General features: G+C 61.5%; 16 protein-coding genes. 15 read left to right on the top strand and 1 reads right to left on the bottom strand.

Annotated elements, in window-relative coordinates; genetic code table 11:
• The first annotated feature begins 86 nt into the window (after positions 1-86).
• The 4 genes from H351_RS06095 (at position 87) to H351_RS06080 (ending at position 3627) form a co-directional block, all read left to right on the top strand.
• Positions 87-1061, top strand: a complete 975-nt coding sequence (locus H351_RS06095) for a helix-turn-helix transcriptional regulator (RefSeq protein ID WP_029256447.1) — start codon at positions 87-89, stop codon at positions 1059-1061.
• A 121-nt stretch (positions 1062-1182) separates the two neighbouring features.
• On the top strand, positions 1183-2391 hold the full coding sequence (locus tag H351_RS06090) for an MFS transporter (protein WP_051636607.1): 1209 nt from the start codon (positions 1183-1185) through the stop codon (positions 2389-2391).
• Positions 2392-2493: 102 nt separating this feature from the next.
• Positions 2494-3162, top strand: coding sequence for a FadR/GntR family transcriptional regulator (locus tag H351_RS06085; RefSeq protein WP_020909393.1), 669 nt, complete (start codon positions 2494-2496; stop codon positions 3160-3162).
• 21 nt (positions 3163-3183) lie between these two features.
• Positions 3184-3627 (top strand): hypothetical protein, encoded by a 444-nt coding sequence (locus H351_RS06080; protein WP_244891447.1) that lies wholly within the window; start codon positions 3184-3186, stop codon positions 3625-3627.
• A gap of 93 nt (positions 3628-3720) precedes the next feature.
• Here H351_RS06080 and H351_RS06075 read toward each other — a convergent pair whose 3' ends face one another.
• On the bottom strand, positions 3721-4335 hold the full coding sequence (locus H351_RS06075) for a TetR/AcrR family transcriptional regulator (protein ID WP_020909395.1): 615 nt from the start codon (positions 4333-4335) through the stop codon (positions 3721-3723).
• A gap of 176 nt (positions 4336-4511) precedes the next feature.
• Between H351_RS06075 and H351_RS06070 the strand changes: the two genes are divergently transcribed.
• The 11 genes from H351_RS06070 to H351_RS06020 are packed head-to-tail and all read left to right on the top strand — an operon-like array spanning position 4512 to position 15099.
• Positions 4512-5747: a sedoheptulose 7-phosphate cyclase gene (locus H351_RS06070; RefSeq protein ID WP_029256450.1), complete on the top strand. Its 1236-nt coding sequence runs from the start codon at positions 4512-4514 to the stop codon at positions 5745-5747.
• The gene (locus H351_RS06065) at positions 5744-6772 is read left to right on the top strand and encodes a 3-oxoacyl-ACP synthase III family protein (RefSeq protein WP_020971052.1); all 1029 of its coding nucleotides are present in this window, start codon (positions 5744-5746) and stop codon (positions 6770-6772) included. Before H351_RS06070 ends, H351_RS06065 begins: the two co-directional genes overlap by 4 nt.
• A gap of 3 nt (positions 6773-6775) precedes the next feature.
• Positions 6776-7978 carry an MFS transporter gene (locus H351_RS06060; protein WP_020971053.1) on the top strand — a complete coding sequence of 401 codons (1203 nt, stop codon included), beginning with the start codon at positions 6776-6778 and terminating at the stop codon, positions 7976-7978.
• Positions 7979-7983: 5 nt separating this feature from the next.
• Positions 7984-8979 (top strand): zinc-dependent alcohol dehydrogenase, encoded by a 996-nt coding sequence (locus H351_RS06055; RefSeq protein WP_020909399.1) that lies wholly within the window; start codon positions 7984-7986, stop codon positions 8977-8979.
• Entirely contained in the window at positions 8972-9793 is an 822-nt protein-coding gene (locus H351_RS06050; protein WP_019745655.1) for an SDR family oxidoreductase, read from the top strand. The genes H351_RS06055 and H351_RS06050 overlap by 8 nt, the downstream gene beginning before the upstream one ends.
• Positions 9790-10689 carry an NADP-dependent oxidoreductase gene (locus tag H351_RS06045; RefSeq protein WP_020909402.1) on the top strand — a complete coding sequence of 300 codons (900 nt, stop codon included), beginning with the start codon at positions 9790-9792 and terminating at the stop codon, positions 10687-10689. The genes H351_RS06050 and H351_RS06045 overlap by 4 nt, the downstream gene beginning before the upstream one ends.
• Positions 10686-11483 carry a VOC family protein gene (locus H351_RS06040; RefSeq protein WP_019745657.1) on the top strand — a complete coding sequence of 266 codons (798 nt, stop codon included), beginning with the start codon at positions 10686-10688 and terminating at the stop codon, positions 11481-11483. The genes H351_RS06045 and H351_RS06040 overlap by 4 nt, the downstream gene beginning before the upstream one ends.
• Positions 11480-12364 (top strand): TIGR03619 family F420-dependent LLM class oxidoreductase, encoded by an 885-nt coding sequence (locus tag H351_RS06035; RefSeq protein ID WP_020971055.1) that lies wholly within the window; start codon positions 11480-11482, stop codon positions 12362-12364. The genes H351_RS06040 and H351_RS06035 overlap by 4 nt, the downstream gene beginning before the upstream one ends.
• Positions 12361-13029: an HAD-IA family hydrolase gene (locus H351_RS06030; protein WP_019745659.1), complete on the top strand. Its 669-nt coding sequence runs from the start codon at positions 12361-12363 to the stop codon at positions 13027-13029. The genes H351_RS06035 and H351_RS06030 overlap by 4 nt, the downstream gene beginning before the upstream one ends.
• Entirely contained in the window at positions 13026-13988 is a 963-nt protein-coding gene (locus H351_RS06025) for an ROK family protein (protein ID WP_019745660.1), read from the top strand. Before H351_RS06030 ends, H351_RS06025 begins: the two co-directional genes overlap by 4 nt.
• A 10-nt stretch (positions 13989-13998) precedes the next feature.
• Positions 13999-15099, top strand: a complete 1101-nt coding sequence (locus tag H351_RS06020) for an alcohol dehydrogenase catalytic domain-containing protein (protein ID WP_019745661.1) — start codon at positions 13999-14001, stop codon at positions 15097-15099.
• The last annotated feature ends 53 nt before the right edge of the window (positions 15100-15152 follow it).

Genomic DNA, 15152 nt, shown 5'->3' with positions numbered 1-15152 from the left:
AACGTCGCCCGGGTTTTCCCTGACAACGTCGACTCTCACAGCCGTATAGGACTGTTTTCGTCCTAGACTCGTCGTAGTCTCACGACATGGCGACCACCACTCGGCTCTTGAATCTGCTGTCCCTCTTGCAGACGAGGCGCGACTGGCCGGGCGCTCTACTCGCCGAGCGGCTCGACATCAGCCACCGCACGGTCCGCCGCGACATCGACCGGCTCCGGGAGATGGGTTACAGCACTGCGGCGACCATGGGCCCGGACGGCGGATACCGACTCGACGCCGGCAGCGAGCTACCACCCCTGCTGTTCGACGACGATCAGGTCATCGCCTTGGCAGTCGCTCTGCAGGCGGCGACGCTGACCGGCGTCGGCATCGAAGAGGACGCAGTGCGTGCGCTGACCACCTTGCGGCAAGTGATGCCGTCGCGTCTGCGCCATCGCCTCGACGCACTCACGTTCACCACGATTTCGACCGATTCCAGCGACGCAGACTCGGTGTCCCCTGAGGTGCTCGTAGCGATTTCCGCAGCAGTGCGCGCTCGCGAGGTGCTCCGCTTCGACTACTCGAACGGGCGCTCAACTGACAACATCGAAATAACACCCCCACGCCGCGTGGAGCCACATCATCTGGTGACCTCCAAGCGTCGCTGGTACCTCGTCGCGTGGGATCTCGAGCGAGACGACTGGCGAATCTTCCGCGCCGATCGCATCACTCCACGCACCCCGAACGGCCCGCGGTTCACACCGAAGGAAATCCCCGGCGGCGACGTCAGCGAATACGTTTCCGCGCGCTTCAAAGGATCGGAACATATCAACAATTGGCCGTGCCATGGCAAGGTCGTTCTCCATCGACCAGCCAGTTATGTTCTTCCCTTTGTCGGGGACGGAATCGTCGAAGATCTTGGCCCCGACCAGTGCAGCCTCGAAGCCGGATCATGGTCCTGGACGGCGCTGGCAGCCTCCTTCAACCGATTCGACACCGACATCGATGTCGTCGGCCCGGCAGAACTGACCCACGCTTTCGCACAACTCGCCGCCCGCAATACCGCGACTGCTGCGAGTTAGGCAGTCGTCGCGAATGAGATCCAGGTCTCCAACACAACCGTGCGTTCGTGAGTTCATGTAGGTTTCAAGTCCTCAGAGGACCTGAGGACTTGAAGACCTGAACGAAGGGATGCCCAAGGAGATGAAGAAGGGGCAAGTTGCGTTTCTCACCGGCACACACGTCGTGAACGATCTGTACCAGGGGGCTGTGCCTGCACTGTTGCCGTTCATGATGCTGGAACGCGGATATTCCTACTCCGCGGTTGCCGGAATCACGCTCGCCGCGACCGGACTATCCAGTGTCGTGCAACCCGCATTCGGCATGCTGGTCGATCGAAAGAGCCGGAATTGGCTGGTGCCCACAGGTTTTGTGACGGCCGCAACGGGAATTGTCGTGGCCGCGATGAGCACCACCTACATCGTTACTTGGCTGGCAATTGCTTTGGCCGGCATCGGCATTGCCGCATACCATCCGCCCGCCACAAATTTGGCACGCGCAGCTGGAGGTCACTCGCAGAAGGCCATGAGCGTGTTCTCCGTGGGCGGCACGTTGGGAGCCTCACTGGCGCCACCGTTCGTCACGCTCGTGGTCGGTTCGCTCGGATTGTCCGGCGGCTACCTGCTCGCAGTTCCTGCAGTGGTAGCGGCTATTTGGTGGATCGTCGCCCAATCACGATCGGCCGGCACGGGCACGGACGCCGAATCAGCCCAGCCGTTGAGTTTGCAGCTAGCAGCGAACGGTCCCGTGTCAGATGATTGGCGCTCGTTCACCCGACTCGTGCTGGTAACGGTGTGTTGGTCAATTCCATATGTGACCACGCTGTCGTTGGTCTCACCGTACGTACTCAACGGACTGAACGGATCGTCCTTGAGTGCAGCAATCGTGTTGTCCTCCTTCACCTTGGCGGGAGCGGCCGGCACGCTACTGGGCGGAGTCCTCGCGGACCGTCGTGGTCGACGTGCATCCATCCGACTCGGTTACCTGCTTGCGGTACCTTCACTGGCATTGCTCGCCGCGGCTCCGAACGTGGCAATTGCCGAATTGGGAATCGTCTGTCTCGGATTCGCGATGTTCTTGCCCTTCGCGCCACAGGTGACATTGGCGCAGGACTACCTACCGAACCGCCCAGGCACGGCAAGTGGGGTGACCCTCGGACTCGCAATGTCAGTGGGAGGCATCGCCTCTCCGCTGTTCGGTTACCTGGCAGATCACTTCGGACCGCGCATGGCGATCGGGGCGACAACTGCAGTGCTGTTGGTCGGAGCCGTCATCGCATTCACCTTGCGCGATCGACGCCTCGACCCGGAGGACGAGACGGAGCGCGAACTGGACGTCATCGCCCTTCGATAACCCGACAGACTGCACCGTAGTCTGAAGATTCATCGGAGGACATGAAGTGTCACTCGGTGGGCCGCTCCACGGCGGTTCACCGAGTCAGTCAGGAGCAGACACATGGCAGTGCGCCAGGTCAAGCAGCAGTCACTGGTACAGAAAGCCGCAGACGAACTTGCGCGCCTCATCGGCGACGGCGAGTGGCCGGTCGGGACGAAAATCCCGAACGAGCAGGATCTGAGCACGCTCCTCGGAGTCGGGCGTTCGACCGGCAGGGAAGCCGTGCGTGCACTGATCGCGTCGGGACAGCTCTACTCTCATCAAGGATCCGGCACCTACGTCATGTCCTCGACTCCGGTCACAGAACTCGAGCGAGAACTCAAACGCTCGGACCGCCGCGAAGTCTACGAAGTACGCCGACTTCTGGAAGTGGAAGCTGGCCGCCTGGCTGCCATGCGTCGGACCTCTGCCGACGTCGACCTGTTACGGGCAGCACTCGAAGCCCGTGAAAATGCTTCGACACCAACAGAATTTGTCGACGCTGACATGGAACTACATCGCGCCGTGGTGAATGCTGCGCACAACAGCGTGTTGTCGATGGTGTTCGATTCATTCATCGAAACGCTCCGCAACTCGGCCCTGGACGTTATCACCGACGTCACGGCACGAAACCCCCAATCCATCGACGACGAAGCCGCTGCCCACCGAGATCTGGTGGAAGCAATCGTCGCGGGTGATGCCGACGCTGCCAGCGCGGCAACGCGCAGGAACATGGACGGGCTCGACTGACCCTCTCTATCGTTGTCAGGCATGACGTCCACATCGCTCCCTCCACGGGGTCTCCGGATCGGTCTGTCCGCCATCGCGTGGCTCAACCTGCTCTCTGCGCTCGTAGGAATGGCGGGCCTGACGATCGGCGGCGGGATGGGCCTGCCTCCGGAGTGGATCGAGGGAACCGTCTTCCCTTCATATTTCTTGCCCGGAATCCTCCTCGGCGTCGTCGTCGGAGGCATCCAAGCCGTCGCACTCTTCGCTCAGCACAACAGGTTCCGCCTGGCATGGGGCCTGCACGCCGCCGCCGGCCTGACGATGATGATCTGGATCTTCGTCGAGATCGCCATCGTTCTCGCCTGGTCGCCGCTGCAGGGCATCTTCTTCACCACCGGACTAGTCCAGACGATCCTCGCCGTTCTCGCACTCGGCGCCTGGCCCCGCCCCTTCCTCCAACGAACCGACAGCCATCACGGTCAGTGACGAATTACATTGGGATAGAAGGTCACTAGGACCGACCTCGATGCTCTCCATCGCCCAATCCAGCTCGACCCCCGACCGTCAACTGAAATCTGTTCAGCCGATGAGGTCTTTCGAGAAGTTCAGCGAGTCGAAAGACCTGTTCGCTACGAGTTCCAATTGCCTCTGTGTTGCACCGTCTCGGGCGCGCTGAGACATGCCTTGGATGACTACACCGATGAACTCGGCAAGGTCCTCGGGATCGGAGTCAGCGGGCATGAGTCCGTTGGCGATATCGGCTGCGATCCTCTGCGACAGCAACACCACGTTGGCATTTCGCATGTCGCGCAATCGGTTTGCTATGTGACTGTTGGCGTCGGTCACGCTGACCGCCGCGCTGATGATCAGACAACCACCCGGACAAGACTCGTCGGTGTAATGGGACGCCGCGTCGTTCAAGAGGCGGCGAATCAATTCGGATGCCTCGCGCTCTTCGGCGAACGCCCGGTCCATGAAGTCGCCGCGAGTCGCGTTGTAGTGATCGACGGCGGCAAAGAACACTCCTTCCTTGCCGCCGAAAGCACTGTAGAGACTCGGTGGATTTATCTGCATCGCAGCAGTCAACATGGCAACGGATGTCCCCTCGTAGCCGTGCTCCCAGAAGGCATACATCGCCTTGTCCAAGGCCGCGTCTACGTCGAACTTCCGCCCTTGTCCCGGCACCCCGGCCATGCAACCTCCCAATTCCGCAGCATCTACCGATCCAAATGTGATCTATTCTACTCTTGTAGCGATCACTATGCGAATGTCCTACTGTTCTCCTCGAAAGTTCATTTCGTTCACTGAAGTACCGCCGTACTGCTGACACAGCTCGCGAACGCTCTTTCACACCGTCTAGGGGGATCGACATGCGTAGTGCCGCTTCATTCAAACTGGGTCTCAGCCACAGCGCGGCCACCGATTCGACATGGAAGGTCGAAGCGGTCAAACAGGTCGAGTATCACGTGATTGCCGCACGAAATCTGTTCGCCAAGGACAGCACTCGACTACTCGACGGGTGCAGCGCAGCGTCGCTACACCGCGGAGACCGACGCTTGATCATCATCGACGCGAACGTCGACCGAATTCACGGGGATAGAATTCGAGGCTACTTCGAACACCACGGAATACGAGCATCCTTCGTACCGATGCGAGCCGACGAGACGGTCAAAGAGTGGGGTTCTGCGGTGCGGGTGGTCGACGCGATGAACGGATTCGGCATCGACCGACGCAGGGAGCCGGTAATCGCGATCGGCGGGGGTGTTCTACTCGACATTGTCGGTTTCGCCGCGAGCGTCTACCGCCGCGGAACGCCGTACATCCGGGTCCCCACCACACTGATCGGCCTCGTCGACGCCGGGGTCGGCGTCAAGACCGGAGTCAACTACGGCATGGGCAAGAATCGACTGGGGACGTATGCACCGGCCCTGGCAACTTTTGTCGACCGAGCATTCCTGCGTACCCTCGACAACCGACACTTGTCCAACGGCCTTGCCGAGATACTCAAGATGGCCTTGATCAAATCCCTCGACCTCTTCGAACTGCTGGAAATCTTCGGGGAACGATTGATCGATGACAGGTTTCAGGGCTCTTCCGACGAACTCGACACAGCAGCAACACAAGTCATCGCCGAGTCGATCCACCTGATGCTCGAGGAACTGCAGCCCAATCTGTGGGAATCCTGCCTCGAACGCTGCGTCGACTACGGCCACACATTCTCGCCCACGCTCGAGATGGAAGCACTACCGGAACTTCTGCACGGTGAAGCCGTAGCTGTCGACATGGCATTGACGTCTGCACTGGGTTATTTGCGGGGAAGTATCAGTGAAGCTGAACTTGATCGCGCCCTGACTGTAATGAGGCGCCTCGGCCTTCCCACCTGGAACGACGTCTTGTCCACACCGGGCGTCCTCGGCGCCGCATTGGCCGACACAGTGCGTCATCGGGACGGGCGGCAACGGCTGCCTTTGCCGGTCGGGATCGGTGGACACCACTTCGTCAATGATGTCACGATCGACGGAATCAACTCTGCCTCCGCCCTTTTGAACAGGAAGAGCGACGAGCTACGCGTCCGTGAGACGTCGGTGACGAAGGTCGCGTCATGAGGTGGGGCGGCCTCTACATCGAAGGCTTCGGCTCATACCTACCGGACAGGCGGGAACAAGCCTCCGACATGGTGACCGAAGGACGGTTCGATCCCGTCGAACAGCAGAAGACCGGACAGACTTCGGTTGCAGTGTCGGACCCTGATATCGGCGAATCCGCGCCGGAGATGGCAGTCTTCGCAGGCAGAGCTGCGTTGGCCGACAGCGGAATCAGCAGCAACGAAATCGACCTACTCGTGCATGCAGTGGTTCTGCACAACGGCCTGGAGGCGTGGAACTGCGGCGCCTACATTCAGAACGAACTTGGCATCGACGACTGCCTGCCGATCGAGATCCGAACAGCCTGCGCCGGAGCAATCGTCGGAATCGAACTGATCGGCCGCTGGTTCGACGGACACGGCAAAGGCCTGGTAACTGCATCCGACGCTTGGCGTCTCCCCCTGTTCGACCGGTGGAATTCCGACAGCGGTCTCGCCTACGGAGACGGCGCGGCCGCTGCTGTCATCGGCCCGGATCCGGGTCCCTTTCGTATTCTTTCGACTTCCGTAGTCACTGATGCACACCTCGAGCAGATGCACCGCGGGCACGAGCGCACAAGCATGCCTGTCTACGGCACCGCCGACCCGATCGATCTCCGAGCACGGGTGGGGGGCTTCACCGAGACTCACTCCATCGACGAGTTCTGGTCACGCAACGCGGCCGCTCTGTCTCGATGCGCTGAAACAGCTTTGGGTGATGCCGCCACTCATCACGGTGACATCGCCACCTGGATCGTACCGAATTTCGGCAACGTCCTACTCCGCAAACAATGTTTCGAGCCGCTGAAGATCCGCGCCGAGCAGACCTTGGTCGAACTCGGCAGAACCATCGGCCACACCGGTGCTGCCGACCCACTACTGGGCCTCGACCTGCTCCGCCGCAGCAAGGCCCTGCACCCCGGAGACCGGATCATGCTCACCGGCATCGGCGTCGGGTTCACATGGGGATGCGCAGTCGTCGAATACACCGGATACGAGAAGGGATAGGCCATGGTGGTCGAAACTCCGCACGAATTGACGACAACGGCTCGCTCTACCAACGCGAATGCCGCAATAATCTGGATGCTCCTGGCAGTGTTCGGCGTCGGCACTGTCGAATACCTTGTGGCCGGCGTACTTCCGGACATCTCCACCGACCTCGGGGTCAGCACCTCCACAGCCGGACTGCTCGTCACCATCTATGCCGTCACAGTGGTCATCGGTGGCCCTCTACTGACGATCGCTACCACCAGGGTGCCGCGGACACCTCTCATCGCGGCTCTGATGGCTCTCTTCGTCATCGGCAACATCGGAACTGCGCTGGCACCGAACTTCGCAACCATGGTGATATTTCGGATCATCACTGCTCTGCCACACGCGACGTTCTTCGCTCTGTGCCTGGTGCTGGCGACGTCGTTGGTGGCGCCTGAATTCCAAGGGCGTGTGATCGCCCGCGTCACCCTCGGACTGAACCTGGCGACGGTCCTCGGCGTCCCCTTGGGAACTCTCATCGGTACACAACTGGGTTGGCGCTGGTCTTTTGCGATCATCGCCGTTTTCCAACTGCTGGTCACCGCTGCGCTGATCGCCTCGACGCGCAACGCCGCTCCCTCGCACCAGACCGGCAACGTCAGCTCAGAGCTACGGGTGTTCACCCGGGGCCCAGTTCTGTGGGCGATCGGGCTGACCGCTCTCAGTCAGGCAGCGCTTTTCGTGGTGTTCACCTACATCTCGCCGTATCTCACCGAGCATGCCGGCATCTCGGTGTCGACGGTGACGGTGGTGTTGTTCGTATTCGGCGTCGGGTCTGTTGTCGGCAATCAACTCGGTGGTTACTACGCAGACAAGGACCTGGACAAAACGCTGTACATCGCGTTGACCGCGCTCGCGTTGGCACTTCTCGCTCTCTTCGTCTTCGGCGGAACGTCTTGGTTTGCCTTCGCCTGGATGTTCGTACTCGGTGCTACCGGTTTTTCCATTATTCCGCCGCTCGCCTCGAAACTCATCGGTGCTGCAAGCGAAGCCCCGCACCTTGCTGCCACGGTCAACATTGCAGGATTCCAACTTGCGAATGCTGCCGGCGCGTGGATCGGCTCGATCGCTCTGTCCGGCGGCAACAGCGTTGCAGTCCTGCCTGCTATCGGGGCAGTCCTCGCGGCGGGCGCAGTACTGCTGCTGTTCGTCAGTCGGCGCACTGCTCGGAGCGTGACGTGAAAGCCATGAGAGCTGCGATGATCGACGCTCCCCGTTCCGTGTCGATCGTGACGATCGACCGTCCCAACTGCGGGCCTGACGATGTCGTCGTCAAGGTTGCCTATGTCGGTCTGTGCGGTACGGATCTGGAGTTGTTGCACGGCACGTCGTCATACCTCACTGATGGCCTTACGTCGTTTCCGCATCACTTCGGGCACGAATGGGTGGGCACCGTAGAGCAGACCGGCCCGAATATTCACGATCTGTCGGCGGGTGACGTAGTCACCGGGAGCACGATGATTTTCTGCCAGGCGTGTTCGGCCTGCGGGGCCGGACGACGCAACCAATGCTCCGATCTGCGTGAGGTCGGGCTATACGAACATCCTGGTGCCGCAGCCGAATTCCTCCGCATGCCGCGGCGCACGGTCGTTTCACTCGGTCGCGTCACAGTCGAACCGGAGCACGTTCTCATCGAGCCGCTCGTGACGGTGCTCGAGGCGCTCGACGCTGCTTCGGTGTCGCCGGGTGATCGGGTTCTCGTCGTCGGCGCGGGCACGATCGGCAGCTTGTCCATCGCCATGCTGAGTCGATACCCGATCACCGTCGACGTTCTCGAACCCCGGTCGATCGAACACCTCGACTCCGGCACCGTCACACACAGTTTCACCGATGCCACACACCTGACCGGGCAGTACGACGTGGTCGTGGAGGCGTCTGGCGGCGCCGGTGCGCTGGGTACCGCCGTAGGCGTTCTCCGTCCGGGAGGCAAGTGCATCCTCGTAGGCGTCGCGGCGCACACGGAATCGATCGATCCCGGAGCGGTTGCGCTGGCCGGCATTTCGATCATCGGAGTACGTCACGGGGTAGATCACTACCGCCGAGCCGCGGAACTGTTCCCGCTGATTCGCCCGGCATTGACCGCATTGATCGACAGTGTGGTTCCTCTGACCGAAGCACAGTCCGCATTCGATCGTCTCGAAGGCCACAGGACACGGCCGAAGGTGGTGATCTCTGTTGAGTGAGCTCGAATACACAGTGATAACCGGAGCGAGTAGTGGTATCGGCCGGGCAATCGCGCTCGCGCTTGCGAAAGAGGGTCACAACCTCGTCCTCGGATACGGCAATGGTCTCGATCGCATCGCACGGTTGGTGAGCGAACTAAATGCGCAGTTCCGCATCGACGTCGTTCCCCTGCAACTGGACCTGCGCAATGCCGAATCGACAGTCGACGCCGTTCTGAGATGCACAGATGAACTGGGTGAGATCCACTGCCTGGTAAACAATGCCGGAATCAACGATCGATCACCCGCAGATGCACTCGCCATCGATCGAATGCGCGAGGTCATGGCCGTCAATTCGATCACCCCACTTGCGTTGGCCTCGTCGGTGGGGCGCCGGATGATCGCGCGAGGTATCGCAGGATCGATCGTCAACATCACATCGATCCATGACACGGTCCCCATCACCGGCGGTGCAATCTACTGCGCCAGCAAGGCCGCATTGGCGGCGTCGAGTCGTGTCCTCGCCCTCGAATTCGCGCCCCACGGAGTGCGCGTCAATTCCGTCGCACCGGGAGAAACCGCCACCGCGATGAACGGCATCGATGACGAATCCTCGTATGCGGACATCGATCGCCCCGCTATCCCGTTGGGGCGTCCGGCCGGTGTGCACGAGGTCGCAGCAGCCGCGGCGTTCCTCGCCGGGTCCGGTTCGAGCTATCTCACGGGGACCACCGTTACCGTCGACGGCGGACTGGTTCTGACTGCAGCCGAAGCGAATGCCCGCTACGCCGTCGATCATTCTCCAACGCAAGGTCTCATGAAAGGAATCGCATGAAAGCCATCGCAATCGAAGCCACCGGCGACCCAAGCGTTCTCACTCTCACCGAGGTTGACGAGCCGACATCCGGCCCCGGAGACGTCACTGTTTCCGTTGCAGCCGCTGCCGTCAACCCTGTCGATCTGAAGACCCGTTCGGGGTTCTTGCCCATCGAGTTGCACTTCCCAGCCGTATTGGGATGGGACGTCTCCGGAACTGTTATCGCAGTCGGATCCGCGGTAACACGCTTCACGCCAGGAGACCGCGTCATCGGAATGATCGCGCAACCGGCACACCGCTACGGAACCTATGCCGAACGCGTCACCGCCGACCAGTCCTTGTTCGCACCCGCTCCGTCGAACGTCACCCTCGAGCACGCTGCTGCGATCCCACTCGCAGCGCTCACCGCTGTGCAATGCCTCGAGAAACTCGACCTTGCACCAGAATCCACGGTGTTGGTGACCGGTGCTGCCGGCGCGGTGGGCCGAATAGCGTCGGCGCTGCTGATCTCGCGGGGACACCGCGTCGAAGCCCTCGCTCGCGAGAGCGACACTGACGAACTCTTGGCCCTCAGCCTCAGCCGGGTCATAGCGAGTCCCGTCGACCTGCCGCAGAAGGAGTACGACGCCATCGTCGACACGGCGGGTATTGCCGAATCCGTCGACAGTGTGCGAGACGACGGCGCCTTCATCTCCATCGACGACAACGAGCAACCCGCACCGCAACGTGGAATCACACCGGCGAAAAGCTATGTCGACGAGGACGGCTCGGGCCTCGAATCATTCGCCGAACTGGTATCGACCGGTTCGGTCACCGTCCCTGTCGCCCGAACATTCCGGTTCGACGAAGCACCCCAAGCCCACGCTCTGCTGGCCGCGGGCGGAACCCGAGGAAAGGTACTGCTGATCCCATGACCGTGACCGCGAATGTCGAAGATGCCTTGTCCACAGTCGGTGTCACCGTTCCCGATGCGGACGCCGCCGCCAACTTCTTCGCTTCACTCCTGGGTGCGAACCGCGTCGTAAGATACCCCGGACGTGTCTCCGTACCGATCGGATTGTCGGGGGTCGTGGATTTCGTATCAGCGGATTGGCCCCATCAACCCCCACCGCGGTTGGTCGACATCGGTACCAACCATCTCTGCTTCACTGTCGGCGATATCGAACTCGCTGTGAGCTACCTTGATTCGCGAAGCGACGTGACAGTCCTCGGCGACGTGATCGAGGTACCCGAGGGTCCGATTGCGGGCAACAAGTGGGTGTACTTCCGGTCGCCGTGGGGCGATCTCTTCGAACTTCAGCAGTGGCCCGAGGAGCCGGGATACTTCCACGAGACCCAGGCCCGACTCCACCACAGACGAGAGGACATCGCGTCAGCCCTTCTCCCGACCTGCCGCGGTTTGGATCACACGGGCTACAGCGTCCCGGACCTCGACGCCGCGATAGCGCGTCTGGTGACCGCCCATTCGGGAACCGAGGTGCTCCGCACCGACATCGCAGCGGATCGCGGGTTCATGACGGCACAGTTCGATCTCGACGTCGAAGGAACGTCCCGGATGGCGATGGTATCCGTCGGCGACTTGAACATCGAGTTGTTCGAGCACCACATCGGCCGGCAGGAGGCCCCTCGCCCTTTGACCGCCAACGGGGGAAACTTCCTGACGTTCCGCCACGGGGGCGCCGCGCGACTGATTCCGAGTTCGCTGTGAAGTACGGAATCAATCTCCCCAACTTCGGGCCGCAGATCGACCCCGAGGGGATTCTCGCGTGGGCCCGGACAGCGGAAGCTGCCGGATTCGACAATGTCCTACTCTCGGATCACGTGGTGTTGACCGACGACGCGAATCGCCGCTCTCCCGCTCCGTTTTACGAGTGCCTGGCCACGCTGTCCTGGCTCGCAGCGGGTACCGAGTCGATTCGCCTGGGCAGCGGCGTGCTGATCGGCAGTCACCGACACCCGGCCCACCTCGCCCACGCGACCGCGACGATTGATCGACTCAGCGGCGGACGGTTGATCGTGGGCATCGGGGTCGGCTGGACTGCACAGGCTTTCGACGTCCTCGGCGTTCCGTTCACACGTCGAGGCCGACTGACGGATACCACTCTCGAAACCCTGATCGCAGCGTGGACGTCGGAGACATACGACGCACCGGGCTCGGCCGGAACACATCGCGTGCACAACGGACCTCTACCGCTGCAGCAACCACACCCTCCGTTGTGGATCGGCGGCAACGGACCCGCTGCGATCGACCGAACCAACAGATTAGGCACTGCATGGCACCCATTGCACCCTACCCGGGGCCTATGCATCGCTGGAGTCGCTTCACTCGCCCCCGGGCGTGAGTTCGTCCCCCGCATCTACTTTCTCCCCACCGAAAGATCTGTCGAATCACCAGACCGTCCACTCGGGTACGGAACCATCAACCAGATACGTGCCGACATCGATTTTCTGTCTGAGATCGGTGCACAGACGATTGTGCTCGATACCGATCCTGGCGACCAGCGACTGCGCCGCTCAACCGACCACGATCTCGATCTGATTCGCATTGCCGGCGAAAGTTTGGGAATGAGTCGGGTGGCCGTCTTATGACTCTGCGGCCCAGCTTGATTCGACAATCCATTTCGACCTCGGCACTGCTGTTCGACATGGACGGAACCCTCGTCGATTCGCAGGCGTCGATCGAGGCTGTCTGGTTCGAATTCGCGGACCGGCACGGCGTTGATCGGGCGGTGGTAGCGCAGGCACTTCCAGGCCGCATCGCTTCCGACATCATCGTTCGGGTTCTCGGTAATCGAGCAAACGTCGAATCCGAACTGAACTGGATCAGGCAAAGCGAAGAGCAGAACTCGCATCCAGTTCGCGCCATCGCCGGCGCCAAGGACTTTCTGGCGTCTGTGCCCCGGGAGCAATGGGCGATTGTCACGTCGGCCCCTCGATCGATGATGGTGCGAAGGCTCACTGAAGCGGGCCTCCCGCTTCCACACGCGTCGGTATGCGCTGAGGACGTGCGCGCCGGCAAGCCAGATCCCGAGGGCTTTCTTGCAGCGGCGGCGCGCTTGAAGGTTTCCGCCGACTCCTGCACCGTATTCGAAGACTCCTCGGCCGGCATGGCTGCTGCGGCCGATTCCGGCGCATCATGCGTTGCAATCGGAGCCGAGCCCGGACGAAACCTTTTGAGAGTGAATAATTTTACTTCACTACGACTCTCCCGAGAGAGATCGGAGCTCGTAATCGACGTGGTACCGGAACTATGACGGATACCGTATCGGTCGATCTGGGAGGTACGTGGCTACGCATCCGCAGCGGTGAGCGAACCGAACGGCTGCCATCGCCCAGCGTGCTCCGACAACCGTCTGCCACTCCCGATCAACTCCTGCGCGAGCTGATCGAGACACTGGATCGATATCTACCGCCGGGTGCCGCAGTGAACATGGCGTGCGGGGCCGCGCTCGACGAACAGAAGGGCGTCGCCCATGGATCCGGCCCATTGTGGGGCGGCACTCCTGCCGGTGAGATTCCGTTGCTGCGCCTCCTCGAATCCCACCGCCCGGACGTTCGATGGACACTCGTGAACGACGTGACGGCAGGGTTGGCGTCATTCGCTCGTGGGTTTACACGTCCCACCGATCGGCGCATCGCCTACCTCACCATCAGCAGCGGGATCGCACTGCGGATAGCTGATGCAAGAGAGGGAGTGATTCCAGTGGACGCATTGGGGTTGCAAGGTGAGGTCGGCCACCTTCGTGCAGTGACGTCGGGGCCGGATACAGTGCGACAGTTGCCCTGCGCATGTGGAGGCATCGGACATGTCGCGGCGATCTCGTCCGGCTCGGCGTTGGCTGCTGTCGCCTCGGCTCTCGAATTGCCCTATGACAGAGATTCGTTCGGTCCAGCACTCGAGTCAGGCGCCCCTGGTGCATCACTTCTGTTGAGCGTGGTCGTCGAGCCGATCGCCGAGCTGGTCAGAACGATGATCGCCCTCGATCCACGACTGGATCGCATCGGGATCGGTGGCGGGCTCGCCGAAGGTCTGTCCGAGATGTACGAGAGGGAACTTTGTTCCCAACTCGCCTCGGTGCGATCGTACGCGGACACGTCACTGACTCCCGAGAGAATCCGTAAGACGATATACCTGTGCCGTCCTCACGACATCGACACCCTGTCCGGTGCCGACGATATTGCCGCCGGTCGCCTCCGCGTAAGCAAGCTGTGAAAGAGGATTCATGACAACGCAACTCACCCATCGCGCAATCGTGAGAAGGGGCAGTCGGTCGAGCGTCGAAAAGCGGCCGACTCCAACTCCCGGACCCGGCGAACTTCTCGTCGCCCCCGAGAAAGTCAGCCTGTGCGGGACTGACATTCAGATTGTGCGCGGAGACAGGGACGACCCCTCGCCCATCGTCGGCCACGAAGGCGCTACCCGCGTCGTCGAAGTGGGCGACGGCGTCACCGGCTTCGAGGTAGGTGATCGAGTCGTGGTCAACCCGACGCATCCGCATGATTCATCGTTTCTTCTCGGCCACAACGTCGAGGGGTTGTTTCAACAACGCGTCATCATCGGCGTGCCCGCGGTGAGTGGAGGGTTGGTCACGCCGTTGCCACTGGAACTTTCCAGCGCACGCGCTACTCTCGTCGAACCGTACGCCGTCGTCAGGTATGCGCTCTCCTGCCTCTCCCGTGAGTCACCGGGGACGCTGCTCATTTTCGGCGACGGTCTCATCGGAAATCTGGCTGCGGCCCTCGCACCCTCCGTTCTCTTCCCAACCGTCCGAGTAGTAATGGTCCACCGCACCGAACTCGGCATGGAGTGGACGACAAATCACTTTCCATCCGTGGTCAACTCGCTCGCTACCGAGAACTGGGTACGCGAAACCACAGGCTCGGTCGCCGTGCTGGTCGCGACTCACCGCGCCGGCACAGTAGCGTCGATCGACACCGCTCTGGAACGCCTCGGCGATCGAGTTGTCTCCGTGCATCCGATTGGTGGAGTGCCGGCCAAGGCCACGTCCGATTTGTTACCCGGGGTGGACATCGCCGGGGTGCGACAAGCCAACACGGGTGGACCGACACCACCCGCGATCACGACGTTCACCAGGGGCTCTCTGCGCGTTGCCTTGACGGGCAACAGAGGAGTCACGAACCACCAACTCGCCTCCGCTGCAGCTGCATTGACGAGCGCCGACGACACGATCGACACGCTACTCACACACCAACTCGGCATCGATGAGGGCACCGCATTGATGAACGTGATCTGCGAGAAACGGACCCGAGAGGTGGACGGCGAGTTGGTGATTCGATTGGTGGTGAATCTTGCGGGTCATTGAAGGTATTTGATCCGACGAACTCGGGGAACAACCAGCCAAGACCTCCCGCCCGA

Origin of the sequence: Rhodococcus erythropolis R138, assembly GCF_000696675.2 — a bacterium.
Taxonomy (GTDB): domain Bacteria; phylum Actinomycetota; class Actinomycetes; order Mycobacteriales; family Mycobacteriaceae; genus Rhodococcus_F; species Rhodococcus_F erythropolis.
This window is presented reverse-complemented; position numbering and strand designations above follow the sequence as displayed.

Excerpts from the sequence above, each read along its gene's own strand:
- H351_RS06095 (WP_029256447.1), top strand. The coding sequence starts at position 87 with ATGGCGACCACCACTCGGCTCTTGAATCTGCTGTCCCTCTTGCAGACG.
- H351_RS06090 (WP_051636607.1), top strand. The coding sequence starts at position 1,183 with ATGAAGAAGGGGCAAGTTGCGTTTCTCACCGGCACACACGTCGTGAAC.
- H351_RS06085 (WP_020909393.1), top strand. The coding sequence starts at position 2,494 with ATGGCAGTGCGCCAGGTCAAGCAGCAGTCACTGGTACAGAAAGCCGCA.
- H351_RS06080 (WP_244891447.1), top strand. The coding sequence starts at position 3,184 with ATGACGTCCACATCGCTCCCTCCACGGGGTCTCCGGATCGGTCTGTCC.
- H351_RS06075 (WP_020909395.1), bottom strand. The coding sequence starts at position 4,335 with ATGGCCGGGGTGCCGGGACAAGGGCGGAAGTTCGACGTAGACGCGGCC.
- H351_RS06070 (WP_029256450.1), top strand. The coding sequence starts at position 4,512 with ATGCGTAGTGCCGCTTCATTCAAACTGGGTCTCAGCCACAGCGCGGCC.
- H351_RS06065 (WP_020971052.1), top strand. The coding sequence starts at position 5,744 with ATGAGGTGGGGCGGCCTCTACATCGAAGGCTTCGGCTCATACCTACCG.
- H351_RS06060 (WP_020971053.1), top strand. The coding sequence starts at position 6,776 with ATGGTGGTCGAAACTCCGCACGAATTGACGACAACGGCTCGCTCTACC.
- H351_RS06055 (WP_020909399.1), top strand. The coding sequence starts at position 7,984 with ATGAGAGCTGCGATGATCGACGCTCCCCGTTCCGTGTCGATCGTGACG.
- H351_RS06045 (WP_020909402.1), top strand. The coding sequence starts at position 9,790 with ATGAAAGCCATCGCAATCGAAGCCACCGGCGACCCAAGCGTTCTCACT.
- H351_RS06040 (WP_019745657.1), top strand. The coding sequence starts at position 10,686 with ATGACCGTGACCGCGAATGTCGAAGATGCCTTGTCCACAGTCGGTGTC.
- H351_RS06030 (WP_019745659.1), top strand. The coding sequence starts at position 12,361 with ATGACTCTGCGGCCCAGCTTGATTCGACAATCCATTTCGACCTCGGCA.
- H351_RS06025 (WP_019745660.1), top strand. The coding sequence starts at position 13,026 with ATGACGGATACCGTATCGGTCGATCTGGGAGGTACGTGGCTACGCATC.
- H351_RS06020 (WP_019745661.1), top strand. The coding sequence starts at position 13,999 with ATGACAACGCAACTCACCCATCGCGCAATCGTGAGAAGGGGCAGTCGG.